This is a genomic window from Actinomycetospora rhizophila, assembly GCF_042657905.1.
In the GTDB taxonomy this organism is placed as follows: Bacteria; Actinomycetota; Actinomycetes; order Mycobacteriales; family Pseudonocardiaceae; genus Actinomycetospora; species Actinomycetospora rhizophila.
The window spans coordinates 131,783-157,042 of sequence record NZ_JBHSKG010000015.1 but is presented as its reverse complement, the minus strand read 5'-3'; the positions used below and the strand labels follow the sequence as shown (position 1 = coordinate 157,042).

30 protein-coding genes are annotated in these 25,260 nt (G+C 72.9%); 13 read left to right on the top strand and 17 right to left on the bottom strand.

Features of this window, described 5'->3' with window-relative positions; translation table 11 throughout:
* The first annotated feature begins 84 nt into the window (after positions 1–84).
* Positions 85–1,347: a winged helix-turn-helix domain-containing protein gene (locus ACFPK1_RS24345; RefSeq protein ID WP_378023566.1), complete on the top strand. Its 1,263-nt coding sequence runs from the start codon at positions 85–87 to the stop codon at positions 1,345–1,347.
* On the opposite strand, the gene ACFPK1_RS24340 is transcribed toward ACFPK1_RS24345, so the two are convergent.
* The gene (locus ACFPK1_RS24340; protein WP_378023542.1) at positions 1,317–2,261 is read right to left on the bottom strand and encodes a LysR family transcriptional regulator; all 945 of its coding nucleotides are present in this window, start codon (positions 2,259–2,261) and stop codon (positions 1,317–1,319) included. The two genes, ACFPK1_RS24345 and ACFPK1_RS24340, sit on opposite strands and share 31 nt — an antisense overlap.
* 76 nt (positions 2,262–2,337) lie before the next feature.
* On the opposite strand from ACFPK1_RS24340, the gene ACFPK1_RS24335 reads away from it, so the two are divergent.
* Genes ACFPK1_RS24335 through ACFPK1_RS24325 form a run of 3 tightly spaced genes read left to right on the top strand, consistent with a single transcriptional unit; the run spans position 2,338 to position 5,793 of the window.
* Complete coding sequence (locus ACFPK1_RS24335; RefSeq protein WP_378023541.1) at positions 2,338–3,033, top strand: succinate dehydrogenase cytochrome b subunit; 696 nt, start codon at positions 2,338–2,340, stop codon at positions 3,031–3,033.
* Between the two features lie 2 nt (positions 3,034–3,035).
* Positions 3,036–5,012: a fumarate reductase/succinate dehydrogenase flavoprotein subunit gene (locus tag ACFPK1_RS24330; protein ID WP_378023540.1), complete on the top strand. Its 1,977-nt coding sequence runs from the start codon at positions 3,036–3,038 to the stop codon at positions 5,010–5,012.
* A 25-nt stretch (positions 5,013–5,037) separates the two neighbouring features.
* The gene (locus tag ACFPK1_RS24325; protein WP_378023539.1) at positions 5,038–5,793 is read left to right on the top strand and encodes a succinate dehydrogenase/fumarate reductase iron-sulfur subunit; all 756 of its coding nucleotides are present in this window, start codon (positions 5,038–5,040) and stop codon (positions 5,791–5,793) included.
* A 135-nt stretch (positions 5,794–5,928) separates the two neighbouring features.
* Here ACFPK1_RS24325 and ACFPK1_RS24320 read toward each other — a convergent pair whose 3' ends face one another.
* Together ACFPK1_RS24320 and ACFPK1_RS24315 are read right to left on the bottom strand one after the other, a co-directional pair.
* Positions 5,929–6,858, bottom strand: a complete 930-nt coding sequence (locus ACFPK1_RS24320) for a DUF4097 family beta strand repeat-containing protein (RefSeq protein ID WP_378023538.1) — start codon at positions 6,856–6,858, stop codon at positions 5,929–5,931.
* On the bottom strand, positions 6,855–7,652 hold the full coding sequence (locus tag ACFPK1_RS24315; RefSeq protein WP_378023537.1) for a toxin-antitoxin system HicB family antitoxin: 798 nt from the start codon (positions 7,650–7,652) through the stop codon (positions 6,855–6,857). Before ACFPK1_RS24315 ends, ACFPK1_RS24320 begins: the two co-directional genes overlap by 4 nt.
* A gap of 96 nt (positions 7,653–7,748) precedes the next feature.
* Between ACFPK1_RS24315 and thyX the strand changes: the two genes are divergently transcribed.
* From thyX to ACFPK1_RS24290, 5 genes are all read left to right on the top strand, one after another.
* Entirely contained in the window at positions 7,749–8,504 is a 756-nt protein-coding gene (gene thyX / locus ACFPK1_RS24310; protein ID WP_378023536.1) for an FAD-dependent thymidylate synthase, read from the top strand.
* Positions 8,505–8,533: 29 nt separating this feature from the next.
* Positions 8,534–9,166 carry a TIGR03085 family metal-binding protein gene (locus ACFPK1_RS24305; RefSeq protein WP_378023535.1) on the top strand — a complete coding sequence of 211 codons (633 nt, stop codon included), beginning with the start codon at positions 8,534–8,536 and terminating at the stop codon, positions 9,164–9,166.
* 76 nt (positions 9,167–9,242) lie between these two features.
* The gene (locus ACFPK1_RS24300; RefSeq protein WP_378023534.1) at positions 9,243–11,021 is read left to right on the top strand and encodes a ribonuclease J; all 1,779 of its coding nucleotides are present in this window, start codon (positions 9,243–9,245) and stop codon (positions 11,019–11,021) included.
* 68 nt (positions 11,022–11,089) lie between these two features.
* The gene (locus tag ACFPK1_RS24295; protein WP_378023533.1) at positions 11,090–11,875 is read left to right on the top strand and encodes an arsenate reductase/protein-tyrosine-phosphatase family protein; all 786 of its coding nucleotides are present in this window, start codon (positions 11,090–11,092) and stop codon (positions 11,873–11,875) included.
* A complete protein-coding gene (locus ACFPK1_RS24290; protein ID WP_378023532.1) occupies positions 11,872–12,267 on the top strand; it encodes a VOC family protein in 396 nt (131 codons plus the stop codon). The genes ACFPK1_RS24295 and ACFPK1_RS24290 overlap by 4 nt, the downstream gene beginning before the upstream one ends.
* Before the next feature lie 2 nt (positions 12,268–12,269).
* Here ACFPK1_RS24290 and ACFPK1_RS24285 read toward each other — a convergent pair whose 3' ends face one another.
* Positions 12,270–12,656, bottom strand: coding sequence for an NUDIX hydrolase (locus ACFPK1_RS24285; protein WP_378023531.1), 387 nt, complete (start codon positions 12,654–12,656; stop codon positions 12,270–12,272).
* A 38-nt stretch (positions 12,657–12,694) separates the two neighbouring features.
* On the opposite strand from ACFPK1_RS24285, the gene ACFPK1_RS24280 reads away from it, so the two are divergent.
* The 3 genes from ACFPK1_RS24280 (at position 12,695) to fdhA (ending at position 15,034) form a co-directional block, all read left to right on the top strand.
* The gene (locus tag ACFPK1_RS24280) at positions 12,695–13,306 is read left to right on the top strand and encodes a phosphatase PAP2 family protein (protein WP_378023530.1); all 612 of its coding nucleotides are present in this window, start codon (positions 12,695–12,697) and stop codon (positions 13,304–13,306) included.
* Positions 13,303–13,740, top strand: a complete 438-nt coding sequence (locus ACFPK1_RS24275) for a hypothetical protein (RefSeq protein ID WP_378023529.1) — start codon at positions 13,303–13,305, stop codon at positions 13,738–13,740. The genes ACFPK1_RS24280 and ACFPK1_RS24275 overlap by 4 nt, the downstream gene beginning before the upstream one ends.
* Before the next feature lie 79 nt (positions 13,741–13,819).
* Positions 13,820–15,034, top strand: a complete 1,215-nt coding sequence (fdhA, locus tag ACFPK1_RS24270) for a formaldehyde dehydrogenase, glutathione-independent (RefSeq protein WP_378023528.1) — start codon at positions 13,820–13,822, stop codon at positions 15,032–15,034.
* A gap of 25 nt (positions 15,035–15,059) precedes the next feature.
* On the opposite strand, the gene ACFPK1_RS24265 is transcribed toward fdhA, so the two are convergent.
* From ACFPK1_RS24265 to ACFPK1_RS24205, 13 genes are all read right to left on the bottom strand, one after another.
* Positions 15,060–16,145, bottom strand: coding sequence for a sodium:calcium antiporter (locus ACFPK1_RS24265; RefSeq protein ID WP_378023527.1), 1,086 nt, complete (start codon positions 16,143–16,145; stop codon positions 15,060–15,062).
* Between the two features lie 7 nt (positions 16,146–16,152).
* Positions 16,153–16,740 (bottom strand): TMEM165/GDT1 family protein, encoded by a 588-nt coding sequence (locus tag ACFPK1_RS24260; protein ID WP_378023526.1) that lies wholly within the window; start codon positions 16,738–16,740, stop codon positions 16,153–16,155.
* Positions 16,741–16,797: 57 nt separating this feature from the next.
* On the bottom strand, positions 16,798–17,091 hold the full coding sequence (locus ACFPK1_RS24255) for an amphi-Trp domain-containing protein (RefSeq protein ID WP_378023525.1): 294 nt from the start codon (positions 17,089–17,091) through the stop codon (positions 16,798–16,800).
* Positions 17,092–17,169: 78 nt separating this feature from the next.
* Positions 17,170–18,300: a pyrroloquinoline quinone biosynthesis protein PqqE gene (pqqE, locus tag ACFPK1_RS24250; protein ID WP_378023524.1), complete on the bottom strand. Its 1,131-nt coding sequence runs from the start codon at positions 18,298–18,300 to the stop codon at positions 17,170–17,172.
* Complete coding sequence (gene pqqD, locus ACFPK1_RS24245) at positions 18,293–18,574, bottom strand: pyrroloquinoline quinone biosynthesis peptide chaperone PqqD (protein ID WP_378023523.1); 282 nt, start codon at positions 18,572–18,574, stop codon at positions 18,293–18,295. The genes pqqE and pqqD overlap by 8 nt, the downstream gene beginning before the upstream one ends.
* The gene (gene pqqC, locus ACFPK1_RS24240) at positions 18,571–19,335 is read right to left on the bottom strand and encodes a pyrroloquinoline-quinone synthase PqqC (RefSeq protein ID WP_378023522.1); all 765 of its coding nucleotides are present in this window, start codon (positions 19,333–19,335) and stop codon (positions 18,571–18,573) included. The genes pqqD and pqqC overlap by 4 nt, the downstream gene beginning before the upstream one ends.
* 8 nt (positions 19,336–19,343) lie before the next feature.
* On the bottom strand, positions 19,344–20,237 hold the full coding sequence (gene pqqB, locus ACFPK1_RS24235; RefSeq protein ID WP_378023521.1) for a pyrroloquinoline quinone biosynthesis protein PqqB: 894 nt from the start codon (positions 20,235–20,237) through the stop codon (positions 19,344–19,346).
* Positions 20,238–20,331: 94 nt separating this feature from the next.
* Positions 20,332–20,424, bottom strand: coding sequence for a pyrroloquinoline quinone precursor peptide PqqA (gene pqqA / locus ACFPK1_RS24230; RefSeq protein WP_378023520.1), 93 nt, complete (start codon positions 20,422–20,424; stop codon positions 20,332–20,334).
* A gap of 74 nt (positions 20,425–20,498) precedes the next feature.
* On the bottom strand, positions 20,499–21,263 hold the full coding sequence (locus tag ACFPK1_RS24225) for a ribonucleotide-diphosphate reductase subunit beta (RefSeq protein WP_378023519.1): 765 nt from the start codon (positions 21,261–21,263) through the stop codon (positions 20,499–20,501).
* 13 nt (positions 21,264–21,276) lie between these two features.
* A complete protein-coding gene (rd, locus tag ACFPK1_RS24220; protein ID WP_274281002.1) occupies positions 21,277–21,492 on the bottom strand; it encodes a rubredoxin in 216 nt (71 codons plus the stop codon).
* A 96-nt stretch (positions 21,493–21,588) separates the two neighbouring features.
* The gene (pqqA, locus tag ACFPK1_RS24215; RefSeq protein WP_133825024.1) at positions 21,589–21,678 is read right to left on the bottom strand and encodes a pyrroloquinoline quinone precursor peptide PqqA; all 90 of its coding nucleotides are present in this window, start codon (positions 21,676–21,678) and stop codon (positions 21,589–21,591) included.
* Between the two features lie 64 nt (positions 21,679–21,742).
* The gene (locus tag ACFPK1_RS24210; RefSeq protein WP_378023518.1) at positions 21,743–23,434 is read right to left on the bottom strand and encodes a PQQ-dependent dehydrogenase, methanol/ethanol family; all 1,692 of its coding nucleotides are present in this window, start codon (positions 23,432–23,434) and stop codon (positions 21,743–21,745) included.
* 36 nt (positions 23,435–23,470) lie between these two features.
* A complete protein-coding gene (locus ACFPK1_RS24205) occupies positions 23,471–23,929 on the bottom strand; it encodes an MSMEG_3727 family PQQ-associated protein (RefSeq protein WP_378023517.1) in 459 nt (152 codons plus the stop codon).
* A gap of 607 nt (positions 23,930–24,536) precedes the next feature.
* Between ACFPK1_RS24205 and ACFPK1_RS24200 the strand changes: the two genes are divergently transcribed.
* Positions 24,537–25,226 carry a hypothetical protein gene (locus ACFPK1_RS24200; RefSeq protein ID WP_378023516.1) on the top strand — a complete coding sequence of 230 codons (690 nt, stop codon included), beginning with the start codon at positions 24,537–24,539 and terminating at the stop codon, positions 25,224–25,226.
* Positions 25,227–25,260 lie beyond the last annotated feature (34 nt).

Sequence of the window (25,260 nt, the reverse complement as noted above, 5' to 3'; positions counted from 1 at the left end):
GGACGGCGTGCCCCTGATCTCCACGAGCGAGCGCGTCCCGGCTCGCTGTCGGACCCCTCGGGCAGGATCGGGTGCGTGGAGACGATGTCGGCGGCGCAGGCCCGGCGTGCGGCGGTGGCCGCGCAGGGGTTCGGCGGGACGGCGCGGCGCGGGCGGCCGTCGCGGCGCACGATCGCGGCGGAGGTCGAGCGGCTCGGGCTGCTCCAGCTCGACTCGGTCAACGTCGCCGTGCGGGCGCACTACGCGCCGCTGTTCGCCCGCCTGGGCCCCTACGACCGCGACGCCCTCGACGCGCTCGCCTGGCCGCAGACGCCCGCCCAGGCGCGGCGCCGCACCATGGTCGAGTTCTGGGTGCACGAGGCGAGCCTGCTGCCGATGGCGGACTGGCCGCTGTTCCGCTGGCGGATGCGCGACAACGAGGCGAAGCACGCCCGCTGGCTCGCCGGCGCGCTCGAGCACCATCCCGACGTCCTCGACGTGGTGCTCGGGGTGATCGCCGAGCACGGTCCGCTCGAGGCCGGCGAGGTCGAGAAGGTGCTGGGCAGCGGGGGAGACCGGCGGGCCCGGGCCTACGGCGGCTGGTGGCAGCGCTCCGACGTCAAGGTGGCCTGCGAGCACCTCTTCGCGATCGGCGAGCTGACCACCGGCACGCGGCGGGGCTTCCGGCGCGTCTACGAGCTCAGCGAGCGCGTGCTCCCGCCCGAGGTCCACGCCCGCCGTCCCGCGCGCGACGAGTCGATGCGCGAGCTGATCCGCCGCGCCGCCGCGGTGCTGGGCGTCGCCACCGAGCCCGACCTGCGCGACCACCACCGCCTCCCGCCGGCCGAGAGCCGGGCGGCGGTCGCCGAGCTCGTCGACGCCGGCGAGCTGGTGCCCGTCGCGGTGGAGGGCTGGTCCGCGCCGGCCTACCGCACGCCCGATCTCCGGGTCCCGCGCCGGATCAGCGGGCGCGCGCTGCTGGCCCCGTTCGACCCGCTCATCTGGTTCCGGGCGCGCACGCTGCGCCTGTTCGGCTTCCACTACCGCATCGGCATCTACACGCCGGCCGAGAAGCGCACGCACGGGTACTACGTCTTCCCGTTCCTGCTCGACGGCCGGCTGGTGGCCCGCGTCGACCTCAAGGCGGACCGGGCCATGGGGCTCCTCCGGGTGCCCGGCGCGTTCCTCGAGGACGGCGCGGACCTCCCCGACGAGGGCCGGGTGGCCGCCGAGCTCGCCGCCGAGCTGGCCACCATGGCCGCGTGGCTCGACCTCGAGGGCGTGCTCGTCGACGGCGGCGGCGACCTCGCGGCCGCCCTGGGCCAGGCCGTCAAGGCTCAGGCCGACAACGTCGGGGGATGGACGTAGCGCACGCCCGGGGGCAGGTGCCCGGTGCGCGAGGTGCGGGCGAGCACGGCGAGGAGGTCCTCGCGGAAGGCCTGGGCGGCGCGGGTCGGGGCGACGTCGGTGCGGTGCGCCAGCGAGATGGTCCGGTGGCTCCAGGCCCCGCCGTCGAGGCGGGTGGCGCGCAGCGACGGGTGCCCGGCCAGCACGAGGCTCGGCACGATGGCCACGCCCAGCCCGCGCTCCACCATGCGCAGCACGGCGTCCATCTCGCCGCCCTCGACGGCGATCCGCGGGGTGACGCCGGCGGCCGCGCAGGCCGCGAGGGTGACCTCGCGCAGCTCGTAGCCGGGCCGGGGGACGACGAGCGGGTGCGCGGCGAGGTCGGCGATGCCGATGTGCTCGCCGAGGTCCGGCCCGCTACGCGCGGTGACCACGACGAGCTCCTCGCGCAGCACGGGGGTCAGCGCCAGGTCGCCGCCCGGGTCGGTGCGGTCGATGACGAGGGCGACGTCGAGCTGGCCGCGCTGGAGGTCGGCGACGAGGTCCTGCGAGCCGCCCTCGGAGATCTGGATGGCGATGCCGGGGTAGCGGCCGTGGAACACCTCGAGCACGTCGGCGACCACGCTGACGCACAGGCTCGGCGTCGCCCCGAGGCGCAGCCGCCCCCGGCGCAGCCCGGCCAGCTCGGCGATCTCCATCCGGGCCGTCTCGGAGTCCGCGACGATGCGCCGGGCGAGCGGCAGCAGCGCCTCGCCCGCCGCCGTCGGTGTGACGTTGTCGTGACCGCGCGTGAGCAACGTCTCGCCGAGGTCCTCCTCCAGGCTGCGGATCTGCTTGCTGAGCGTCGGCTGCGCGACACGGCACAGCGCCGCTGCCTGCGTGAATCGGCCGGTGTCCACCACAGCGAGGAAGTAGCTGAGCTGTTTGATGGTCATCGCCATAGCTCCAAGCTATGGCATGACCGTCTTGCATGCATTAGCGCTTCGTGATGTGGCGACTTACCGTCTTCACGTGGTCATCACCCCGCAGCGCAACATCGTCTCGAGGACGTGGGGCACCTCGGTCGGCAAGAAGACGGTCATCGCCACCACCGGCGCCGTCTTCCTGCTGTACGTCATCGCCCACATGCTCGGGAACCTCAAGGTCTTCTTCGGCATCGAGTCGTTCGACGCCTACGCGCAGCACCTGCGCGAGATCGGCGAGGCGATCTTCGGGTACGAGGGCGTCCTCTGGATCCTGCGCGTCGTCCTGCTCGCGAGCCTGGTGCTGCACATGTGGGCCGCGTTCTCGCTCTGGTACAAGGCGAAGAAGGCCCGCCCGATCGGGTACCAGCACCGGCAGCGCTGGGAGGGCAGCTACGCCGCCCGCACGATGCGGTGGGGCGGGGTGATCATCTTCCTGTTCCTCGTCTGGCACATCCTCGACCTGACCACCGGCACGGTGAACCCGCTCGGTGGTGACGAGAGCGCCTACATGAAGCTCGTCGCGAGCTTCGACCGCTGGTACGTGTCCCTGTTCTACGTCCTCGCGGTGGTGGCCCTGGGCTTCCACATCCGGCACGGCCTCTGGTCGGCCATCCAGACCTTCGGCGCGAACAGCGCGCTGAAGCAGAACGCGCTCAAGACCTTTGCCTTCGTCGTGGCAGCGGTGATCACGATCGGCTTCGCGATCGTCCCGCTGTCCGTGATGTTCGGTCTGGTGAGGTGACCATGTCTGAACTGCATCAGGAACCGACGGCCGTCCAGGGCGAGGGCCGCTACGTGCTCGGCGACCCCATCGCCGACACCCGCGCCCCCGACAGCCCCATCGCCGACCGGTGGAGCGACCGCAAGTTCTCCGCGCGCCTGGTCAACCCGGCCAACCGCCGCAAGATGAGCGTCATCGTCGTGGGCACCGGCCTCGCCGGCGCCGCGGCCGCCGCGACGCTCGGCGAGGCCGGCTACCACGTGAAGTCGTTCTGCTACCAGGACAGCCCGCGGCGCGCGCACTCGATCGCCGCCCAGGGCGGGATCAACGCCGCCAAGAACTACCGCTACGACGGCGACTCGATCCACCGGCTGTTCTACGACACGGTCAAGGGCGGCGACTTCCGCTCGCGCGAGTCGAACGTGCACCGCCTGGCCGAGGTCAGCCTCAACATCATCGACCAGTGCGTCGCCCAGGGCGTCCCGTTCGCCCGCGAGTACTCGGGTCTGCTCGACACGCGCTCGTTCGGCGGCACGCAGGTGTCCCGCACCTTCTACGCGCGCGGCCAGACGGGCCAGCAGCTGCTGCTCGGCGCGTACCAGGCCCTCGAGCGCCAGGTGCACGCCGGCACCGTCGAGGTGCACCCGCGCACCGAGATGCTCGACCTGATCGTCGTCGACGGGAAGGCGCGCGGCATCGTCACGCGCAACCTGTTCACCGGCGAGCTCGACACGCACCTCGCCGACGTCGTCATCCTGTGCTCGGGCGGCTACGGCAACGTCTACTACCTGTCGACGAACGCCAAGGGCTCGAACGTCACCGCGGCGTGGCGGGCGCACAAGCGGGGCGCGCTGTTCGCGAACCCCTGCTACACGCAGATCCACCCGACCTGCATCCCGGTCTCCGGCGAGTACCAGTCGAAGCTGACCCTGATGTCGGAGTCGCTGCGCAACGACGGCCGCGTGTGGGTGCCCAAGGAGCGCGGCGACGACCGTGACCCCAACGACATCCCCGAGGACGAGCGCGACTACTACCTCGAGCGCCAGTACCCGGCGTTCGGCAACCTCGTCCCGCGCGACATCGCGTCGCGCGCCGCGAAGAACATGTGCGACGCGGAGCACGGGGTCGGCCCCAGCGGGCTCGGCGTGTACCTGGACTTCAAGGACGCCATCGAGCGTCTCGGGCGGCCGGCCGTCGAGGCCAAGTACGGCAACCTCTTCGAGATGTACGAGCGCATCACCGGGGACGACCCCTACGAGACGCCGATGCGCATCTACCCGGCGATCCACTACACGATGGGAGGGCTCTGGGTCGACTACGACCTGCGCTCCACCATCCCGGGCCTGTTCGTGGGCGGCGAGGCCAACTTCTCCGACCACGGCGCCAACCGCCTCGGCGCCTCGGCGCTGATGCAGGGCCTGTCCGACGGGTACTTCGTGCTCCCGACGACGGTGGCCGACTACCTCGCCGACGCCCCGTTCGACGAGGTCCCGCAGGACCACCCGGCCGTGCAGGAGGCCGTCGACGCCGCCCGTGGGCGCATCGACAAGCTGCTCTCGGCCAACGGTCACCGCACCGTCGACTCGTTCCACCGCGAGCTGGGTCAGCTCGTGTGGGACCAGTGCGGCATGGCCCGCAGCAAGGAGGGCCTGGAGAAGGCGCTCGACCGCCTGCCCTCGCTGCGCGAGGAGTTCTGGCGCGACGTCAAGATCGTCGGCACCGGCGACGGGTTCAACCAGTCCCTGGAGAAGGCCAACCGCGTCGCCGACTTCATGGAGCTCGCCGAGCTCATGTGCATCGACGCGCTGCACCGCGAGGAGTCCTGCGGCGGCCACTTCCGCGTCGAGTCCCAGACCGAGGACGGCGAGGCCCAGCGCGACGACGAGAACTTCTCGTACGTCGCGGCGTGGGAGTACGCCGGCGACAACCAGCGGCCGGTGCTGCACAAGGAGGACCTCGAGTTCTCCTACGTGCACCCGACCCAGCGCAGCTACAAGTAGCTGCTTCGACTACGGAGTACCGACTGTGAAGCTCACCCTGCGCATCTGGCGGCAGGCCTCGCCCGAGGCCAAGGGCAAGATGCAGAAGTACGTGCTCGACGACGTCGAGCCGGACATGTCGTTCCTCGAGATGCTCGACGTGCTCAACGAGAAGCTCGTGATCGACGGCAAGGACCCGGTGTCGTTCGACCACGACTGCCGCGAGGGCATCTGCGGCTCGTGCGGCATGGTCATCAACGGCAACGCGCACGGCCCGCAGCAGTACACGACGACGTGCCAGCTCCACATGCGGCACTTCGCCGACGGCGACACCATCGACATCGAGCCGTGGCGGGCCCGGGCGTTCCCCGTGGTCAAGGACCTCGTGGTGGACCGCAGCGCCTTCGACGAGATCATCAAGTCGGGCGGCTACATCTCGGTCAACACCGGCTCGGCGCCCGAGGCGCACGCGATCCCGGTGGACAAGGTGTCGGCGGACGACGCGTTCGACGCGGCCACCTGCATCGGCTGCGGCGCGTGCGTCGCGGCCTGCCCGAACGGCAGCTCGATGCTGTTCACCGCCGCCAAGGTCACCCACCTCGGGCTGCTGCCGCAGGGCCAGCCCGAGCGCCAGACCCGCGCGATCAACATGCTCGCCCGCCAGGACGAGCTGGACTTCGGCGGCTGCACGAACGTGGGCGCCTGCCACGAGGTGTGCCCCAAGGGCATCCCGCTGGCCTCGATCGCGCAGCTCAACCACGACGTCCTCGGCGCCACCCTGGCCGGGGCACGCTCGGACTAGGTGTCGTGACAACGAGGCGGCGCGGCACCACGACGTGAGCGAAGGGCCCCTCCGGTCGAACTGGTCGACCGAAGGGGCCCTTCGCTCAGTTCCGGCTCAGTACCGGCTCAGTACCGGCCCGGCACCGCGTGCGGCTCAGGACGACGCCAGCGCCGGGCGCGGTTCCGCGGTGGCGACGGTGACGTCGCCGGCCCCGGTGCGGGCGCGGACGGACAGCGTGCCCGCCGTCCCGCCCGACGCCGACCCGTCCGGCCGGTCGGCGCGCACCGGCAGCTCGCTGCGCACGCGCCCGACGGCGGCGTGCAGCGTCACCTTCGCGTCGACCCCGGCGTGCACGCCCACCCACAGCGAGCCCACCCCGGTGCCGAGCTCGAGCTCGCCGGCCACCGCGTCGGCGACCCGGACGTCGCCGGCCGCGGCGCGGACCGCCACGTCGGCGTGCACCTCGCCGAGGCGGATCCGCCCCGCCCCGGTGCGGATCTCCGCGGGCGCCAGGACGTGGTCGACGCGCACGCCGCCCGCCCCGCCGTGCATGCGCAGCGGGCCCTCGAGCCGGCCGATGCGCACCTCGCCCGCCCCGCAGCGCAGCTCGGTGCGCCCCGCGACATCGTCGAGGTGGATCTCGCCGGTGCCGTGCACGGACACCTCGTCGGCACGACCCTCGACGCGGAGGCGGGCGGCGCCGGCCCGCAGGCGCAGCGTGGTGCCGCGTGGCGCCCGCACCGTCACGGCGAGCGGGACCCCGCGCAGCGCCAGGTCGCCGGGACCGCGCACCGTGAGGCGGCGGGGCTCGGCGTCCCACTCGAGCGTGGTGGCGTCGACGGCCGCGGCCGCGCGCTCCTCGGGCGAGGTGGGCGCGCGGTCGGCGCCGAGGAGGCCCAGCAGCCCCGAGAGCCCCCGCAGCCACCCGGGAGGGGCGTCGGGATCGGGCTCCACGCGCACCCCGACCGTGGTCGCCGTGGCGTCCGGGTCCAGGTGCACGCGCACGGTGCCCGCGTCGATCGCGAGGTCCAGGGTCACCGGCTCGGCCCCGGTGCCGGTGACCTCGCGGGCCGGGGCGCTCATCCCCGCACCCAGCCCGACACGTCACCGCCGCCGTCGTCGTCGCGGCGGTCGTCGCCCTTCGCGGAGGGGTCGCCGTCGGTCGGCGTGTCCTTCGGCGGCGCCTCGTCGGCCGGCCCGCCCGGCGAGCCGCCCGGCTCCGGGCGGCCCTGGTCCCAGCCCTTGCGCCAGTTCTCGTCCCACGACCGGTCGCCGCTCGGGCCCCACGGCCCCCCGCGCTGGCCGCCGTACTGGCCCTTGAGGGCGCCCTGGACGGCCTGGCCGATCCAGGAGTTCAGCGACATCCCCTGCGAGGCGGCGGCCTTCTCGGCCTGGCCCTTGATCTGGTCGACCAGGCGCAGGGTCATCCGCGAGATGTCGCCGACATCCGGGCCGCCCTGCCCCCCGAAGCCCTGCCCGCCGAAGCCCTGGCCGCCGCCGAAGCCGGGGAAGCCGGGCGGGGGCGGCGGGGTGTGGCGGTGCGACCCGGCGCCGCCGCCCGCCGCGCCGGCGAACGGCGACGAGGACGGGCCGGCGAAGAAGCCGTCGGCGGGGGAGTCGCCGGGGTCGCCGGCGGGGTCGCGGTCGACGACGACGTCGACCTCGCGCCCGGAGAGGCGCAGCGAGACCGTGCGGTCGCCGAGCTTCTCGGAGACCTCGCCGGCGAGGTCGGACAGGGCGTTCATGAGCGCCAGCCGGACGGCCGGCTCGAGGGCGGCGGCGAGCGAGGAGCCCGCCCGGGTCGTGGCCTCGTCGCCGACCGCGGCGGCCGCGGCGAGGTCGTCGCGCAGGGAGGCGACGTACGGTGTCAGGTCCATGACACCACTGTGACACCACACCTCGCTGATCGCCACCATCGTGGTGTCATCATGCTGTCAGCGAACATCGTCGGAGGCGGCTTGTACCGTGGGCCCGTGCCTCCCGAGACCGTGACCCCTCAGGTGACGCTGATCGCGAAGACCGAGTTCTTCGCACCGCCCGGGGTCCCGTGGGAGACCGACGTCGACGGCGGGCAGGCGCTCGCCGAGTTCGCCGGGCGCGCCTGCTACCAGTCGTGGAGCAAGCCGAACCCCGCGACGGCGACCAACGCCGGCTACCTGCGGCACATCCTCGAGGTCGGGCACCTCTCGGTGCTCGAGCACGGCACGGTCAGCTTCTACCTGACCGGCATCTCGCGCAGCCTCACCCACGAGCTGATCCGCCACCGGCACTTCTCGTACTCGCAGCTCTCGCAGCGCTACGTGCCCGAGAAGGACGCGGCGATGGTCGAGCCGGACGTCATCGCCGACGACCCCGAGCTGCACCAGATGTTCGCCGAGGCGAGCGCCGCGGCCCTCGCCTCCTACGAGAAGCTCCTCGCGGGCCTCGAGGAGCGCTTCGCCGACGAGCCCAACCGCACGCTGCGCCGCAAGCAGGCCCGCCAGGCCGCGCGCGCGGTGCTGCCCAACGCCACCGAGACCCGCATCGTCGTCACCGGCAACTACCGGGCCTGGCGCCACTTCATCGCGATGCGCGCGAGCGAGCACGCGGACGTCGAGATCCGCGACCTCGCGATCGCGTGCCTGAAGGTGCTCCAGGCCGAGGTGCCCAACGTGTTCGCCGACTTCGAGATCCGCCGCCTGCCCAGCGGGTCCGAGGTCGCCGCCAGCCCGTTCGTCACCGAGGGCTGAGCCGGGTGGCGTCCGGGTAGGAGAGACCCATGAGTGCCGCCCAGATCGCCGACGCCGAGCGTCGCGATCTCGCCGACCTGCTCCTGCGGCTCGGCCCCGACGAGCCCACGCTCTGCGGGGGCTGGACCACGCGCGACCTGCTCGCGCACCTGATCACCCGGGAGCGCCGTCCCGACGCCGCGCCGGGCATCCTGCTCCCGCCGCTCGCGGGCTGGACCGGGCACGTGCAGGCGTCGGTGGCCCGCGGCGACTTCGGCGAGCTCGTGGCGACGCTGCGGTCCGGTCCGCCGTTCTGGAGCCCGATGGCGCTGCCGCCGCTGCGCGCCGTCGACGTCCAGGAGTTCTTCATCCACCACGAGGACGTGCGCCGGGCCCAGGCCGGGTGGTCGCCGCGTCCGCCGGACGAGGCGCGCGACCGCACGATCTGGCGGATGGTCGGCCTGCTGGGCCGCCTGACCTACCGCTCGAGCCCGGTGGCCGTCACCCTGCGCCGCCCCGACGGCGAGGAGCACGCCGTGCGCTCCGGCCCCCGCACCGTCATCCTCACCGGGGAGCCCGGCGAGCTGCTGCTGCACGCCGCCGGCCGCGACGAGTGCGTCGTGCACCCCGAGGGCGAGCCGGCCGACGTCGCCACCGTGATGGCGCTCGACCGCGGCCTGTAGCCGCACCCGATCCTTCGACCCACCCGCCCTCGCACCAGGAGGCCCCGATCACCACCCCCGTCCCCGGTTCCACCCGATGAGCCGTTCCACCGCCCGCCGCCCCGACGGCGGCCAGCAGACCCAGCAGCACGACCACGCGAGCCACGACTGCGCGCAGGGCTCCGGTGTGCCGACCCAGTCGGTCCCGGGCTCGGAGGGCACCCCGCCGCCGACGCCGGACGGCGCGCTGCGCGTCGTCGCCCTCGGGGGCATCGGCGAGATCGGCCGCAACATGACCGTGCTGGAGTACGGCGGCCGGCTGCTGATCGTCGACTGCGGCGTGCTGTTCCCGTCCGAGGACTCGCCCGGCGTCGACCTGATCCTGCCCGACTTCCGCGCCGTCGAGGACCGCCTCGACGACGTGGACGCGCTGATCCTCACCCACGGGCACGAGGACCACATCGGCGCCGTGCCGTTCCTGCTGCGCCAGCGCCCCGACCTGCTCGTGGTGGGCTCGCGGTTCACGCTCGCGCTGGTCGAGGCCAAGTGCCGCGAGCACCGGCTCACCCCGCACCTGCTCGAGGTCCGCGAGGGCGAGCGCAACCACCACGGCTCGTTCGACTGCGAGTTCTTCGCGGTCAACCACTCGATCCCCGACGCGCTGGCCGTCGCCGTCCGCACGCCCGGCGGCACCGTCCTGCACACCGGCGACATCAAGCTCGACCAGCTGCCCCTCGACGGGCGCCTCACCGACCTCGCGGGCTTCTCGCGCCTGGGCGACGAGGGCGTCGACCTGCTGCTCGTCGACTCGACGAACGCCGAGGTCCCGGGCTTCGTCACCCCCGAGCGCGACATCGCCCCGGTGATCGACGACGTGTTCCGCCGGGCGCCGAGCCGCCTCATCGTCGCCTGCTTCGCGAGCCACGTGCACCGCGTCCAGCAGATCCTCGACGCCGCCGCGCAGCACGGCCGCAAGGTCTGCTTCACGGGCCGCTCGATGGTGCGCAACATGGGCATCGCCAACGACCTCGGCCTGCTGCGCGTGCCCGAGGGGCTGCTCGTCGACCTCGACGACGCCCTCGCGATGCCCGAGCGCGACGTCGTGCTGGTGTCGACGGGCTCGCAGGGCGAGCCGCTGTCGGCGCTCGGGCGCATGGCCCGCGGCGACCACCGCCAGATCACGATCGTGCCCGGCGACACGGTGGTGCTGCTCTCGAGCCTCATCCCCGGCAACGAGACGGCCGTGTTCGCCGTCATCAACGGCCTGACCCGCCTCGGCGCCGAGGTCGTGCACTCCGGCGTCGCCCGCGTCCACGTCTCCGGCCACGCGTCGGCCGGCGAGCTGCTGTTCCTCTACAACGCGCTGCGCCCGCGCAACGTCATGCCGGTGCACGGCGAGTGGCGCCATCTGCGGGCCAACGCCGAGATCGCCCGGCGCACCGGGGTGGAGAACGTCGTCATCGCCGAGGACGGCGTCGTCGTCGACCTCGTCGACGGCCGCGCCGCGATCAGCGGGCGGGTCGAGGTCGGCCACGTCTACGTCGACGGCAACCAGGTCGGCGACGTCGGCGAGTCGACGCTGTCGGACCGCATGGTGCTCGGCGAGGGCGGGTTCATCGCCATCACGGTCGCGGTCGAGGCCGCCACCGGGCGGGCGGTGGCCCCGCCGCGCATCTCCGGGCGCGGGTTCTCCGACGACCCCAAGGCGCTCGAGGACGTCGTCTCGCTCGTCGAGATGGAGCTCTCGCGCACCGAGGCCGAGGGGATCACCGACACCCACCGCATCGCGCAGTCGGTCCGGCGGGTGGTCGGGAAGTGGGTGGGGGAGACCTACCGGCGCCGGCCCATGATCGTGCCCACGGTCCTGCCCGTCTGAGTCCGGCGTCGGCGGAATCCATCAAACGAGCTTGATGCATCGGTGGCGGCAGGCGCATACTCCCCGCCATGTCGCCCACGGGTCGAGGAGGGCTCCCGCCCTTCGTGCGGCTGGCCGCGCACCCGCTGCGGTGGCGGCTGCTGACCGAGCTCGCCGCCAGCGACCGCCGGGTCCGCGAGCTCGCCGCGCGCACCGGAGAACCGCAGAACCTGGTCTCGTACCACCTGCGGCTGCTGCGCGACGGCGGGCTGGTCCGCAGCGCGCGCAGCAGCCTCGACGGCCGGGACACCTACTATCGCCTCGACCTGGACCGATGCGCTGACGGCCTGCGCGACACCGGTGCCGCGCTCCACCCCGCGCTCCACCCCGCCGCGCCGGCCGGCCCGGCCCCGGGACGCATCGAGGTGCTCTTCGTGTGCACCGGCAACAGCGCCCGGTCACCGCTCGCGGAGGCCCTGCTGGACCACCACTCCGCCGGGCGGGTGGCGGCGACCAGTGCCGGCACGCGGCCCCAGGACGAGCTGCACCCCGACGCCGTCCGCGCGCTGCGCGAGGGGTTCGGGATCGACGTGTCCGGCCGGCGCCCCCGCGGCCTGGACGCCCTCGCCGACCGGCGGTTCGACGTCGTGGTGACCCTGTGCGACAAGGCCCGGGAGATCTGTCCGTCGTTCCCCGGGCAGCGCCGGACGATCCACTGGAGCGTCCGCGATCCCGCCGCCCCCGGGACCCCCGAGGGCGGCGACGGGGCGTTCCACCGCGCCGCGGCCGACATCGACACCCGCGTGCGCCACCTGCTCCCCGTCCTCGCCGCGACAGGACCGACTGCGACAGGACCATCGGAGGATCCGCGATGACCACGACCGACGCCGGCACCGCCGTCCGCTACCTCGTCGACGACGTCGACGCCGCGGTCGCCTTCTACACCGACCACCTCGGCTTCACGCTCGCCATGACGGCCGCCTCGGCCTTCGCCGACGTGCGGCGCGGCCCGCTGCGGCTCCTGCTCTCCGGCCCGGCCAGCTCGGGCGCCCGGGCCACCCCCGACGACGCCGCGACGCCGGGCCACAACCGCATCCACCTCGTCGTCGACGACCTCGACCGCGAGATCGCCCGGCTCCGTGCCGCCGGCCTGGACTTCCGCAGCGAGCTGGTCGCCGGGCCCGGCGGGCGCCAGGTCCTCGTCGCCGACCCGGCCGGCAACCTGGTCGAGCTGTTCCAGCCCGCCGGAGCCGCTGCCGCGCGGTGAGCTCAGCGGCGCCGGATCGTGTTCTCCAGGTGGTGGCGCACCGGCGCCCAGAGGTCCGGCAGCACCATGTCGACCTGGTCGTGGAGGTACCAGCCGGCGCGCACGCTGTCGGGGATCTCCTCGGGATCGACGTCGTGCACGGGGCTCGCGGCGACGTAGATCGTGACGATGCCGTCGTGGTTGAAGCGCCCGAGCTGGCGGCCGGGGCGGATCTCCACCCCGGTCTCCTCGAGGCACCCGCGGGCCGCGGTCGCGCCCGGCGACTCCTTGTCCTGGGGGCGCCCGCCGGGCAGCACCGCGGGCGGCACCTCCCCGGGGCGGTGGACGAGCAGGAGCCGGCCGGGCGGCGCCGTCACCACGGCCAGCACGAGGTGCACCTGCCGACTCACGCGAACCCTCCCTCGGTAGGCCGCCTAGGCTACGGCGGGTGACCACCTCCGACGCCGCCGAGGTGACCACGCCCGCGCAGCGCGTCGCCGCCCGCGTCACGACCGCGACGTCGCCGACGCTGCTGCTCGCCGTCCTCTACCCGGTGGTCGGGGCGCTGGCGGCGGGCCCGGCCGGCGTGGCGTGGTCGCTGGTCGGGATGCTGTTCACCGTGGCGATCCCGGCGCTCATCGTCGACCGCGGCGTGCGGTCCGGCCGCTACACCGACCACCACCTGCGCGAACGCGAGCAGCGGGCGGTGCCGCTGGGCCTGGCCGCGGCGTCGGTCGCGGTGGGCGTCGTCGTCCTGGTCGTCGCCGGCGCACCTCGCCCGATCACCGCCCTGCAGATCGCCGTGCTCGTCACCGTCGCCGTCGCCACCGCGATCACGCTGGTCTGGAAGGTCAGCTTCCACGTCGCCGTCGTGGCGGCCGCGGCGGCCGTGCTGACGCTGCTCGGCGGGGGCTGGTGGGCGCTGGCCTGGCTCGCCGTCCCCCTCGTCGGCTGGGCCCGCCTGGTGCTCCGCGCGCACACCCTCGCGCAGGTCGTGGCCGGGCTGGTCGTGGGTGCCGGGGTGACGACGGCGGTGCTCGTGCTGGCCGGGGTGCCGTGAGGGCGGGCACCGGGGGGCTGCGCCGCGAGGCGCGGCCCGGCGGCGCGGCCCACGTGGCGCGCCGGCGCTGGCGTGCCCCGCGCGAGGTGGCGCTCACCGGGCACGCGGTGGAGATCGCGGCCCGGCGCACGCGGCTGGTGATCCCGTGGGAGCAGGTGACGGCCGTCCGCCCGCACGGGCCCGACCGCGCCGACGGCCGCCCGCGGCGCATCGCGCTCGACGTCGACGGCCCGCTGCCGGGGGGCCCGCTGCTCGACCGCCTGACCGCCCCGCGGGCGGGACGTCCGGGCGAGCGCCGGACGCTCGTGCTGCGCACCGCCGGCCTGGACGCCGACCCGGCGCTGCTCCTCGCAGCCCTCGACCACTACCTCGAGCTGCCCGCGGAACGACGCCGTCTCGCCGAGCACGACTGGGCCTCGCGTCCGACCCACTGACGACGGGGCCGGGGAGGGGGATCCACTCCTGCGACCGCGCGAGTGACGTCGATCACCAGTCGTCGCAGAATCGAGGCGTATGAAGGCTGTCGCGTACATCGAACCGATGAAGGTCGAGATCCAGGACATCGAGTACCCGGGACTGGAGCTCAAGGACGGGCCGGGGGTCAACCCGGCCAACGTGGGCCGCCAGGTGCCCCACGGCGTGATCCTCAAGCTGATCGCCACCAACATCTGCGGCTCCGACCAGCACATGGTCCGCGGACGCACCACCGCCCCGCCCGGCCTGATCCTCGGTCACGAGATCACCGGCGAGGTCGTGGAGGTCGGCCGCGACGTCGAGTTCATCAAGGAGGGCGACCTCGTCTCCGCGCCCTTCAACATCGCCTGCGGGCGCTGCCGGATGTGCAAGGAGGGGCACACCGGCGTCTGCCTCAACGTCAACCCCGACCGCCCGGGCTCCGCCTACGGCTACGTCGACATGGGCGGCTGGCAGGGCGGCCAGGCGGAGTACGTCATGGTCCCCTACGCCGACTGGAACCTGCTGAAGTTCCCCGACCGCGACCAGGCGATGGAGAAGATCCTCGACCTGACGATGCTGTCGGACATCTTCCCCACCGGCTACCACGGCTGCGTGACCGCCGGCGTGACCACCGGCTCGACGGTCTACATCGCGGGCGCCGGGCCCGTCGGGCTCGCCGCCGCGGCGTCGGCGAAGCTGCTCGGCGCGGCCGCGGTGATCGTCGGGGACATGAACGAGGAGCGCCTCCGGCACGCCCGCGACGTGATCGGCGCCGAGACCGTGGACCTCACCGAGGAGGGCTCGCTCCCGGACAAGATCGAGCAGATCGTCGGGGAGCCCGTGGTGGACGCCTCGGTCGACGCGGTCGGCTTCGAGGCCCGCGGGCACGGCAAGGACTCCGACCACGAGCAGCCGGCGACGGTCCTCAACTCGATCATGGAGATCACGCGCGCGGCCGGGAAGCTCGGCATCCCGGGCCTCTACGTCACGGGCGACCCGGGTGCCGCGGACGACGCCGCCAAGGAGGGCAGCCTCTCGATCCGCATCGGCCTGGGCTGGGCGAAGTCGCACTCCTTCACCACCGGCCAGTGCCCGGTGATGCGCTACCACCGGCAGCTGATGAACGCGATCCTGCGCGACCGGGTGGAGATCGGGAAGGCGGTCAACGCGACCGTCATCTCTCTCGACGACGCGCCGCAGGGCTACGCGCAGTTCGACTCGGGCGTGGCGAAGAAGTTCGTCATCGACCCGCACGGCTCGATCGCGGCCTGACCCCCCTCGGCGACCCGGTCGGCACTCAGGTGTCGACCGGGACCCCGCCGAAGAACACCAGGCTGACGGCGAAGTACGCCGCGTAGGCGGCGAGCAGGACGACGCCGTGGCGCCGGCGCAGGCGCCCGGTCGCGAGGAAGACGGCCGAGGTCGCCGTGACGAGGACGAGCACCGGCAGGTGCCAGCGCACGACGTCGGGCGTCACGGCGAGCGCGCCGCCGGCGAGCAGGAGGATCCCGAGCTTGCCGGTCACCGAGAACACGACGCTGCCGACGACGTTCGCCACACCGATCTCGGGGGCGCCGCGGCGGGCCGGCTCGACGGTGAGCAGGAGGTCCTCGAGCGAGAGGGCGAGCGTCGCGATCGTGACCCCGAAGACCGTGCCCTCGACGGCGAACTCCTCGAGGATGCCCTCGGTCCCTGCGCCGGCGACCGCCGCGCCCACGACGAGCCCGGCGAGCGCGAGGACGGCGAGCACGACGGTCCCGGCGGGGGAGTGCCGGCGGGCGCGCAGGAAGCCCTCGTCGACGCGGCGGCCGGGCGGGGGATCGGCACGGGGGCCCCGGCGCCCCTCACCGGGCCCGTCCCCACGGCCCCGCCGCGACGCGATCCCGCCGCCGAGGGTCACGCGGTCGATCTGCTCGTAGAGCGCCGCGTCGCGCCAGACGGGACGGCGCGCGGCGTACTCGCGCAGCGCGATCCAGCCGACGAACGCGGCGAACAGCACCAGGAGCACGACGCCGGCCGCGGCCGTGAGGGTCCCGGTGAGCGCGAGCGCGTACATCACCAGCGGCGCGCCCGCGTAGAGGCCGAGGTAGTCCCGGGGCACCTCGACGGCGGTCGGCGCGACGATCGCCGCGACGGCCAGCACGAGGCCCGGCATCGCGATCGTCGTCCCGATGACCGTGCCGAGGGCGACCTCGTGCAGGTCCTCGAGGCCGAGGGCCAGGCCGAACGCGAGGTCGTCGAACTCGATGCCGGTGAACACCACCGCCACGAGGAAGAGCGAGATCGCCCACCGGCTGGCCACCCCGACGAGGTGGCCGATGAGCTTCTCGGCGCACCAGACGAGGACGGCGACGCCGAGGACGAACTCGACGACGGGGATCACGGGTGGGTCATCCCCGGATCGCCTCGACCGCGCTGATCACGGCGAGCACCACCATGATCGCGGCCGCGACCACGGCCACCCACTTCACCGGGACGACCCGGCGCAACCGATTGCCGCCGTAGACCGCGAGGGCCGACACGGCCCAGAGACCGAGGAGCGCCCCGATGCCGACGAGCAGCGGGTCGCCGTACTGCGCGGTCAGCGTCGCGGTGAGGATCTGCGACGGGTCCGCGAGCTCGGACAGCGCGGTGATGCCGAACGCCGTCGCCACCACCGCCCAGCGCGTCCGCGGCGCCTCCCGCTCCTCGTCGTCGTCATCGTCATCGTCGTCGTCCTCCAGCCCCTCGCGGAGCGTGAGGGCCGCACCGATGAGGAACATGACGGCGAGGATCGCCTCGAGGGGACGCTCCGGGAGCAGGCCGACGAGGCTGCCCGCCGCCACGGCGATGCCGACGTGCACCAGCATCCCGGCGCAGACGCCGAGGAGCACCCAGCGCGCCGGGAAGCGGGTGGCGAGCACGAGGGTGACCAGACCGCTGGTGTCCGCCACCTCCGCCAGCGCGATGACGACGAAGGTGATCGCGACCACGGACACGGGACCTGAGTACTGGACGCGGCCCCCGCCCGCAAGGACGGGGCGCCGCGCGGCGGCTCAGCGCAGGGGCTGCGGGGCGGCGACCGACGTCCGCGGCCGGTCCGAGGACGGCTCGCTGTTCGAGTTCGGCCAGACGAGCTCGAACTCGAGCTCGATCTTCTCGCCGTAGGGCTCGAGCTCCAGCTCGACCTCGAACTCCTCGGGCAGGTTCAGCGCGACGGTCGGCCCCACCAGCGCGACGTCTGCCGTGCCGCCGTTCTCCAGGGCCGTCGCCAGCTGGTGGAGCCAGCGCGCGGCCTCCTGCCGGGTCAGGACGACACGCTGCTCGATCTTTCCTCCGCCACCGGACATCGCGGCCTCCTCCTCGGGTGTCCCCCGCTGCTGCAGGACCCGAGGAGGGTAGCCGCTGTGATCACGACCGGGGAGGTCTCAGTCGGCGCGGTGGGGGCGGACGGCCGGCATCGGGACCAGGACCGGCTCCGCCGTGGAGCCTCCGGCGGGCGCCGCCGCCGGGTCGTTGGCCGCCGCGACCGCCTCGTCGATCAGGTGGCGGTCGGGGGAGAGCACGCAGACCGGGTCGGTGCGGTACATGTCGCCGGTGAGCTGGAACGCCTGGCAGCGGCACCCGCCGAGGTCGACCTCGCGGCGGTCGCAGCTGCGGCAGGGGTCGGGCATCCAGTCGGTGCCGCGGAACGCCGAGAACAGCGGCGACTCGCGCCAGATCCAGGGCAGGTCGTGCTCGCGGACGTTGGCGTGCGGCAGCGGCAGCTCGTGGGCCGAGAGGCAGGGCCAGGCGTTGCCCTCGGGGCCGACGACGAGCTGGCGCGACCCCCAGCCGCCCATGCACGGCTTGGGGTACTCGGCGTAGTAGTCCGGGATGACGTAGATGACGTCGGTGCGCCCGCGCAGGCGCTCGCGGGCCGCGCGGGTCACCTCCCGGGCGTGCTCGAGCTGCTCGCGGCTGGGCAGCAGGGCCTCGCGGTTGGCCAGCGCCCAGCCGTAGTACTGGGTGTTGGCCAGCTCGACCCGGTCGGCATCCAGCTCCTCGACCCAGTCGAGGATCGCGGCGATCCGGTCGATGTTCTGCCGGTGCAGCACGACGTTGAGCGTCAGCGGCCAGCCCAGCTCCTTGACCAGCCGGGCCGCCTCGATCTTCTTCTCGAACGAGGAGATGCCGGCGAGGCGGTCGGAGAGCACCGGCTCGTCGGCCTGGATGCTGACCTGGACGTGGTCGAGGCCGGCGTCGCGCAGTGCCTCCGCGCGGGGCCGCGACAGACCGATCGCGCTGGTGACGAGGTTGGTGTACATCCCGAGCCCGCTCGCGTGGGCCACGAGGTCGACGAGGTCGCGCCGCAGCAGCGGCTCGCCGCCGGAGAAGTGGCTCTGCAGGACGCCGAGGTCGGCGGCCTCGTCGAGCACGCGGCGCCACTCGTCGGTCGAGAGCTCCGCGGAGCGCTTGGTGAGCTCCAGCGGGTTCGAGCAGTAGGAGCACGACAGCGGGCACGCGTGGGTCAGCTCGGCCAGCACGCCCAGGGGGCCGTCGAGGACCTGGTCACTCATCGGTGATCACCACCCAGCGCCGGGACGCGAGGCGCGACAGGAACGCGATCACCTCGTCGTCCACGACGCGGTCGTACCGGCGGCCGAGCTCGTCGACGATGTCGCCGACGGTGCGCTGCCCGTCGCAGAGGGCGAGGATGTCGGCGCCGGTGGGGTTGAGCGCGACGACCGTCTCCGGCCCGAGCAGCACCTGCCGCTCGCGCGCCTTGTCGTAGCGGGTCTTCACGAACCGGGCGAGCGCGGGCCGCCCGGTGCGGGGGACGGTGCTGGTCACGACGGGGAGGGCCGATCTGCCGGATACGCGATGTCGATGGCGTCCATCATGCTCCAGAGCACGTCGTTCTTGAACGCGAGCGCGGCGACCGCGGCGTCCTGCGACTCGGCGGTGCGGCAGTGCTCCTGGACGATCTCCAGCGCGTGCTCGGAGTCGCGCGGCGCCTGGTGCAGCCGGTTGCGGAAGTAGTCGAGCCCGTCCTTGTCGATCCACGTGTAGTGCTTCTCGAACGCGGCGAGGCGCTCGGCCATGAGACCCGGCGCGAAGAGCTCGGTGAGCGAGGACGCGACGGCCTCGACCCAGGGCCGGGTGCGCGCGAAGGTCACGTAGGCGTCGACCGCGAAACGAACGCCGGGGACGATGTGGCGCCCGTCCTCCATCTCCTCGCGCGGCACCCCGCAGGCCTCGCCGAGCCGCAGCCACGCCTCGATGCCGCCCTCGGTGGTGTCGGTGCCGTCGTGGTCGGTGATCCGGCGGATCCAGCGCTTGCGGATCTCGCGGTCGGGGCAGTTGCCGAGGATCGCGGCGTCCTTGCGCGGGATCGCCTCCTGGTAGCAGAAGCGGTTGGCCACCCAGCCCCGGATCTGCTCCGGCGATAGCTCGCCGGCGTTCATGCGCACGTGGAAGTCGTGCTCGCTGTGGTAGCGCGTGGCCTGGGAGCGCAGCCGCTCCACCAGGGCCTCCGGGCCGACCGCCGTGCCGGGCCCTGCCCCGGCGCCTGCGTCGGTGCCGGTGCCGTTGGTCGCGTGGGTGACCGTCATGCCGCTCCTCAGACCTCCACCTCGAGCCCGTCGAGGGCGATCTCCACCCCGCGGGCGGCGACCGTCGCGTACTCGGGGGAGTCCTCGAGCAGCATCGGGTTCGTGTTGTTGATGTGCACGTAGATCTTGCGCTCGGCCGGGAGCCCGGCGAGGACCGCGAGGCTCCCGGCCGGCCCGTCGACGGCCAGGTGGCCCATGTCGCGGGCGGTCTTCGACGCGAGGCCCAGGCGGATCATCTCGTCGTCGGTCCACGTCGTGCCGTCGACCAGCACCACGTCGGCGCGGGACAGCTCGTCGTGCACGGCGGGCGTGACCTCCTGGACCCCGGGCAGGTACACCGCGGTCCGGCCGGTCGCGGTGTCGGTGAAGCGGTAGCCCACCACGCGGCCGACGTCCTCGGTGCCCCCGAACCGGGCCTTCTTGACGGTGGGGACGTCGAAGGCGGTGTAGGCGAGGCCCTCGCCGAGCCCGACCGTCTCGCCGGGGACGACGCGGCGCGGCGTGACCTGCGTGTAGCGCTCCAGCGTCGGCAGGAAGCCGGTGCCGCCCCGCAGGGTCTCGAACGACGCCTCGGTGGCGTGCAGCTCCACGCCCGGACCCTCGCGCAGGAGCAGCAGGCCCATCGTGTGGTCGAGCTCGGCGTCGGTGAGCAGGACCGCGGCGATCGGGCTGTCGCGCTTCGAGCGGGGCCTAAGGACGCGGGACGCCTCGATCTGTGCGCGCAGGTCGGGGGAGGCGTTGACGAGGTACCACGTGGCGCGGTCGGCGCTCACGGCGATCGAGGACTGCGTGCGGGGCGTGGCCGGCCGGGAGCCGTCACGGACCGCGCGACAGCCCGGGCAGCCGCAGTTCCACTGGGGGAAACCGCCGCCCGCACCGGCGCCGAGCACCCGCAGCCACATCGCCGTTCGTCCTCCCTGGTGGAACCCGGTCGTGCGACAACGGCGACAGGGGCGCCGGAAGAACTACATTCCGACGCCCCTGTCGCGTTCGTCGTCAGTCGTCGAGCTGTGCGACGTACATCGTCACCTCGGGGGCGACACCGAACTCCTCGAAATCCGGGGTCTCCCAGATGGAGAGCGACTCCATGATTGCTGCCACCTCCTCTCGATCTCTGACTGATCAACCGTACCTGCCGCGCGCCGCCGGGGCAGCGCGCGAGATCACCAGAACTTGATGCCGACGGACTTCAGGCGACGCTGATGGAGGTGCTCGACCTTCGCGATGTCGTCGTGGGAGATCAGATCCCCCCATGCGGAGGCGGCCTTGACACCCTGCGTGAGCAGTTCTTCCATCTCGTCGTCGACGATGTCCGCACTCTGGATGACGCGGGACCCGAAGCCGATGTGCCAGCGCTCGTCGCGCAGCACGAGCTCCATTCCCTTGTGCGTGCCCGGCAGCTTCGCCGACAGCCCCGAGATCGTCTGGAGCAGCGCGTGCTGACCCGCCGTGAGCACCACGCCCTCGAGGATCATGTGGTAGAGCCCGACGGCCGCGGTGAGGTTCTCGTGGTCGTCGGCGACCGAGGCCGCGATGGCGGGGAGGCGCTCCTCGAACAGCTCGACCAGGGCGGGGCTGACCCGGTCGCGCAGGTGGTCCACCCGCTCGGTCATGTTCGCGCCCGGAACGCCCGCGACCTCGCGGACGACCCGGTCGAAGAAGCGGGCGTGGCGGGCCTCGTCACGGGCCTGGGCCTGGAACACCTCGGCCATCCGGTCGTCGGTGCTCGCGGCCGCGTGGAACGAGGTGAGGTGGGTGGCCACCGAGGTCTCACCGATGCAGAAGCCGGCGAGCAGGCCGAGTACCTGGTCGTACTCGTCCTGGTCGAGCTTCGGCCAGGCCTCGATGTCGGCGGTCAGGTCGATGCTGTTCTCGTCCCACTGCAGCGATTCCGCGAGCTGGGCGAAGTGGCCGTACCCGGTGATCATGTATGCCGCATCCTCACATCTCCGGGAACTCGCCCGGTTCCACTTCGCGGAAGTCCGCCTTCTCGGCGCCGCAGATCGGGCACATCCAGTCGTCGGGGATGTCCTCGAAGGGCGTCCCGGGTGGGATGCCGCTGTCGGGGTCTCCCTCCTCCGGATCATAGATGAAGCCACACATTTCGCAGAGCCAGCGCTTGGCCGCGGGCCGCGCCTCGGTCTGCTCGACGGTCATGGGAACTCTCCTGACGGTTCGCCGACGCCGGGGGCACCGAAACGCCGCGAAGGGGCGCCGGAACTGGTCCGGCGCCCCTTCGCGATCAGTTGTCGATCAGTCGTCCATCTGGGCGACGTACATCGTCACCTCGGGAGCGACCCCGATCTCCTCGAACTCCGGGGCCTCCCACACGTGGAGCTCCATGTCGTGTCTCCTTCCTGCCGGCGGGTGTCGATCCGTGCCGGCGTGACGTCCTGTCTGGGGTGGTCTAGCTCTCGGGCAGCGCGAAGCAGAACAGCGCGTCGCCCGCGGCGGCGCCGAGCAGGCCGGGCAGGAAGCCCTCGACCCAGCCGCCCCACCCGGTCGGGACGGCGATGTACTGGCGGCCGTCCACCTCGTACGGCGTGGGGCTCGAGTGGTGCCCGCTGCCGCACTGGAACGACCACAGCTTCTCGCCGGTGTCGGCGTCGAGCGCGACGAACTCACCGGTGGGCGTGCCCTGGAACACCAGGCCACCCGCGGTGGTCAGCGTCGAGGCGCACATGGGGTACTCGTTGTTCCAGCGCCACTTCTCCTCGCCCGTGACCGGGTCGATGGCCGCGACGTAGCCGTAGAAGTCGTCGAGGTCGACCGCGACCCCGGCGCCCCAGTACGGGATGCTCTCGCGGAACTCGCGGCGCCGGCGGGTCGCCGTCGCCCCCACCTCCTGGACCGGCACATAGATCAACCCCGTGCTGGGGTTGTAGGACATGTGCGTCCACTCCTTGCCGCCGGCCGGGCCGGGCCAGAAGTGGACGGGCACACCCTCCTCGTCCGGGTACACCTTCGGGGTGACCTTGCCGTCCGGCTCGATCTCGCCCCAGGTGATGCGGTCGACGAAGGGGAAGACGCGGACGAGCTCGCCGTTGGTGCGGTCGAGCACGAAGAAGTAGCCGTTCTTGTCCGCGTGGGCGAGCAGCTTGCGCCCGTCCGGAGCGTCGAAGAGCAGGTTCTCCATCGTCGAGTCGTAGTCCCACAGGTCGTGCGGGGTGAACTGGTAGTGCCACCGGATCTGCCCGGAGTTCACGTCCACCGCGACGACGCTGTCGGTGTAGAGGTTGTCGCCCGGACGGACGCCGCCGTCGAAGTCGGGCGCCGGGTTGCCGGTGCCGTGGTACAGCAGCTCCAGCTCCGGGTCGTAGGTGGGCGTGACCCAGCAGTTCGCGCCGCCGCGCTGCCAGGCCTCGGCGTTCTCGTCGCCCCAGGTCTCCGAGCCGGGCTCACCGGGCTTCGGGACCGTGTAGCAGCGCCACTGGCGCTCGCCGGTCTGGGCGTCGAAGGCGTCGATGTGGCCGCGGAGGCCGAACTCGCCGCCGGCGCTGCCGACGATGACCTTGTCCTTGACGATCAGCGGGGCGACCGAGCCGCTCTCACCGGCGCGCACGTCGCCGTTGACGGTGTCCCACACCAGGTCGCCGGTCTGGGCGTCGAGGGCGATGAGGTGGGCGTTGAGGGTGTAGAGGTACACCTTGCCGTGGCCCACCGCGACACCGCGGTTGACGTTGCCGCAGCACAGCGACACGTCGTACGGCGACGCCCACTTGTAGCGCCACAGCTCCTCGCCGGTGGCCGCGTCGATCGCCCAGACCTTGCCGTCGGGGCCCGAGACGTACATGACGCCCTCGACCACCAGCGGGGAGGCCTCGAACGAGTACGTCGAGGCGCCCGAGTGCAGGCCGTTCATGCCGGCCTGGAAGACCCACGCGGGCGTGAGCTTCTTGACGGTCTCCTTGTTGATCTGGTCCAGCGGGCTGTAGCGCTGGCCGTCGTAGCTGCCGTAGTAGGTCAGCCAGTTGGCCGGCTCCGACTTGGCGTTCTTGATGCGCTCGAAGTCGACGTTGCCGGTCGCCGGGGCGCTGCCCTTGGTGGCGCTGAGGGTCTTGTGCGGGACGGCCTCGCCGGCGTCCACGTAGTCGGTCATGTGACGTTCTTCCTCTCTACGGGCTCGACGGGGCTCTTACGGGCGCGGCTGCGGCGGACGGTCCTGCTTGGCGGAGTCGGGGACCTCGCCGCCGAACACCAGCGCACCGGTCAGGCCGCGGCCCTCGTCGTTGCCGGTCGTGGAGCCGTAGTAGTAGGTGCCCGGGCCGGACAGCGAGAGCCGGGCCGTGCCCTTCGAGTGGTTGACCAGCCAGATGATCTTGGGGTCACCGTTGTGCGGGAGCACCGCGCAGTGGGTGTTCTTGTCGTCGTTGATGAGCGTGAGCTCGACCTCGCCGCCCTCGGGGAACACGAGGATCGAGGGCTCCCAGATCAGCTCGTCCTCCGGGATCCGCACCGTGGCCCGCATGATGCCGTCGGACCCCTTCTCGGCGTGTCCGACGGAACCCGTGCCGAGCAGCCGTCCCAGAGCTGTCCTGTTCTGGCCGTCCAGGCCGGCCGCGGCCAGCTCGGCGTCTCGATCTGTGGACGTCATCCGACGTACCTCCTCATGGATGCCCTTGTCTTCTCCACCGACGGACCCGGGCGCGGGATCGGCCCCGGGGTCGCTGGGGTGTGGCTCATCGAACGGGGAGGGTCGAGCGGGAGGGCTCTAGCTGGCGCCACCGGTCACTCGACCGTCCGGCCGACGACGTCGACCACTGGGCGGCAGGACACGTCCGTCTCACGGCGGCCGGTTGATCTCGGGCGCCGAGCGGTGTGTGCTGAGCCACAGGCGACAGTAGGCAGCCGGTGCGACGTCGGCAAGAGGCATGCGAGGGGAATCAGATGTCGATCATGCTTGCCTCGCCATGATCACGCTTTCGGCCTGCGTTGATCACTCATCGTAATTTTCGGTGCCGTTCCGTTCTCCGGAAACGGGCGCGTGTCGGTCCGGGCACGGAGGGGACCTGTCCGACCGGTCGGGATCGGTCCGACGAGGTGTCGTGGATCACCGGGCTGCGGCTATGGTCGGTCGCAGGGCGGCGGCGCCGGCGGGGGCGGACGGCGCCGGACGGGAGGACCATCTGGTGGGCAGGTTCGGGTCGGCCGAGGCGCTCCGATGGCTGAGCACGCACGGGGCACACGCGGACAGCGTGGAGATGAAGACCCTGCTGGTGCCGCCGGCCGGAGCTGCGGCCGAAGCCCTCACCGGGCGCCTCGGCCCCGCGTGGAGCGTGCGTCAGAGCTACCTCCTCGACACCGCGGAGCTCGACCTCCTGCGCGTCGGTGTGGAGGTCCGCCTGCGCCGCCGGGCGCGCGGGAAGTTCGACCTCGCCGTGTCCGCGCGCCGCCGCGGCACCGAGCTCGGGTGCTACCGGCCGCGGGGGGCGCGCGTCGAGTACGACGTCGTGCCCGAGGGGGTCTGGAAGGACATCGAGGTCCGCCGGGACATCGACTCGGCGATCGCCGCGTCGGTCATCGCCGGCTCGGCCAAGGCGCGGGAACTGCTCTCGACGACCCAGAGCCAGTGGGCCCTGACCGGCGGGTACGAGACGCTCGACGACGCCCGCCTGTCCGAGCTGCGCGTCCACGGGCCGATGGTCGTGCGCCGGGTCAAGGTGGCGGCGACGGGGCTCGGGCTGCGTCGTGTCGATCTCGAGCACTTCCGGTTCCCGAGCGGCCGGGAGCTGGTGGAGCTGTCGACGCGCTGCTGCCCGCAGGAGGTGCGCGAGGCGGCGGCCGGGTTCGAGCAGCTGCTCGCCGAGCGGGACGTCGTGGTCGCGCCGGAGTACTGCACGAAGACCTCGGTGTGGCACGACGAGATCGTCGGCCGCCGGCAGCGGGAGTAGGGGCGGGTGACGCGGTCCTGAGCGCGGCCTCACC

What these genes read in the sequence shown, in the direction of transcription:
- ACFPK1_RS24345 (WP_378023566.1), top strand. Translation starts at nt 85, where the DNA reads ATGTCGGCGGCGCAGGCCCGGCGTGCGGCGGTGGCCGCGCAGGGGTTC.
- ACFPK1_RS24340 (WP_378023542.1), bottom strand. Translation starts at nt 2,261, where the DNA reads ATGACCATCAAACAGCTCAGCTACTTCCTCGCTGTGGTGGACACCGGC.
- ACFPK1_RS24330 (WP_378023540.1), top strand. Translation starts at nt 3,036, where the DNA reads ATGTCTGAACTGCATCAGGAACCGACGGCCGTCCAGGGCGAGGGCCGC.
- ACFPK1_RS24320 (WP_378023538.1), bottom strand. Translation starts at nt 6,858, where the DNA reads ATGAGCGCCCCGGCCCGCGAGGTCACCGGCACCGGGGCCGAGCCGGTG.
- ACFPK1_RS24315 (WP_378023537.1), bottom strand. Translation starts at nt 7,652, where the DNA reads ATGGACCTGACACCGTACGTCGCCTCCCTGCGCGACGACCTCGCCGCG.
- ACFPK1_RS24305 (WP_378023535.1), top strand. Translation starts at nt 8,534, where the DNA reads ATGAGTGCCGCCCAGATCGCCGACGCCGAGCGTCGCGATCTCGCCGAC.
- ACFPK1_RS24300 (WP_378023534.1), top strand. Translation starts at nt 9,243, where the DNA reads ATGAGCCGTTCCACCGCCCGCCGCCCCGACGGCGGCCAGCAGACCCAG.
- ACFPK1_RS24295 (WP_378023533.1), top strand. Translation starts at nt 11,090, where the DNA reads ATGTCGCCCACGGGTCGAGGAGGGCTCCCGCCCTTCGTGCGGCTGGCC.
- ACFPK1_RS24290 (WP_378023532.1), top strand. Translation starts at nt 11,872, where the DNA reads ATGACCACGACCGACGCCGGCACCGCCGTCCGCTACCTCGTCGACGAC.
- fdhA (WP_378023528.1), top strand. Translation starts at nt 13,820, where the DNA reads ATGAAGGCTGTCGCGTACATCGAACCGATGAAGGTCGAGATCCAGGAC.
- ACFPK1_RS24255 (WP_378023525.1), bottom strand. Translation starts at nt 17,091, where the DNA reads ATGTCCGGTGGCGGAGGAAAGATCGAGCAGCGTGTCGTCCTGACCCGG.
- pqqE (WP_378023524.1), bottom strand. Translation starts at nt 18,300, where the DNA reads ATGAGTGACCAGGTCCTCGACGGCCCCCTGGGCGTGCTGGCCGAGCTG.
- pqqC (WP_378023522.1), bottom strand. Translation starts at nt 19,335, where the DNA reads ATGACGGTCACCCACGCGACCAACGGCACCGGCACCGACGCAGGCGCC.
- pqqB (WP_378023521.1), bottom strand. Translation starts at nt 20,237, where the DNA reads ATGTGGCTGCGGGTGCTCGGCGCCGGTGCGGGCGGCGGTTTCCCCCAG.
- pqqA (WP_378023520.1), bottom strand. Translation starts at nt 20,424, where the DNA reads ATGGAGTCGCTCTCCATCTGGGAGACCCCGGATTTCGAGGAGTTCGGT.
- ACFPK1_RS24225 (WP_378023519.1), bottom strand. Translation starts at nt 21,263, where the DNA reads ATGATCACCGGGTACGGCCACTTCGCCCAGCTCGCGGAATCGCTGCAG.
- rd (WP_274281002.1), bottom strand. Translation starts at nt 21,492, where the DNA reads ATGACCGTCGAGCAGACCGAGGCGCGGCCCGCGGCCAAGCGCTGGCTC.
- pqqA (WP_133825024.1), bottom strand. Translation starts at nt 21,678, where the DNA reads ATGGAGCTCCACGTGTGGGAGGCCCCGGAGTTCGAGGAGATCGGGGTC.
- ACFPK1_RS24210 (WP_378023518.1), bottom strand. Translation starts at nt 23,434, where the DNA reads ATGACCGACTACGTGGACGCCGGCGAGGCCGTCCCGCACAAGACCCTC.
- ACFPK1_RS24205 (WP_378023517.1), bottom strand. Translation starts at nt 23,929, where the DNA reads ATGACGTCCACAGATCGAGACGCCGAGCTGGCCGCGGCCGGCCTGGAC.
- ACFPK1_RS24200 (WP_378023516.1), top strand. Translation starts at nt 24,537, where the DNA reads ATGAAGACCCTGCTGGTGCCGCCGGCCGGAGCTGCGGCCGAAGCCCTC.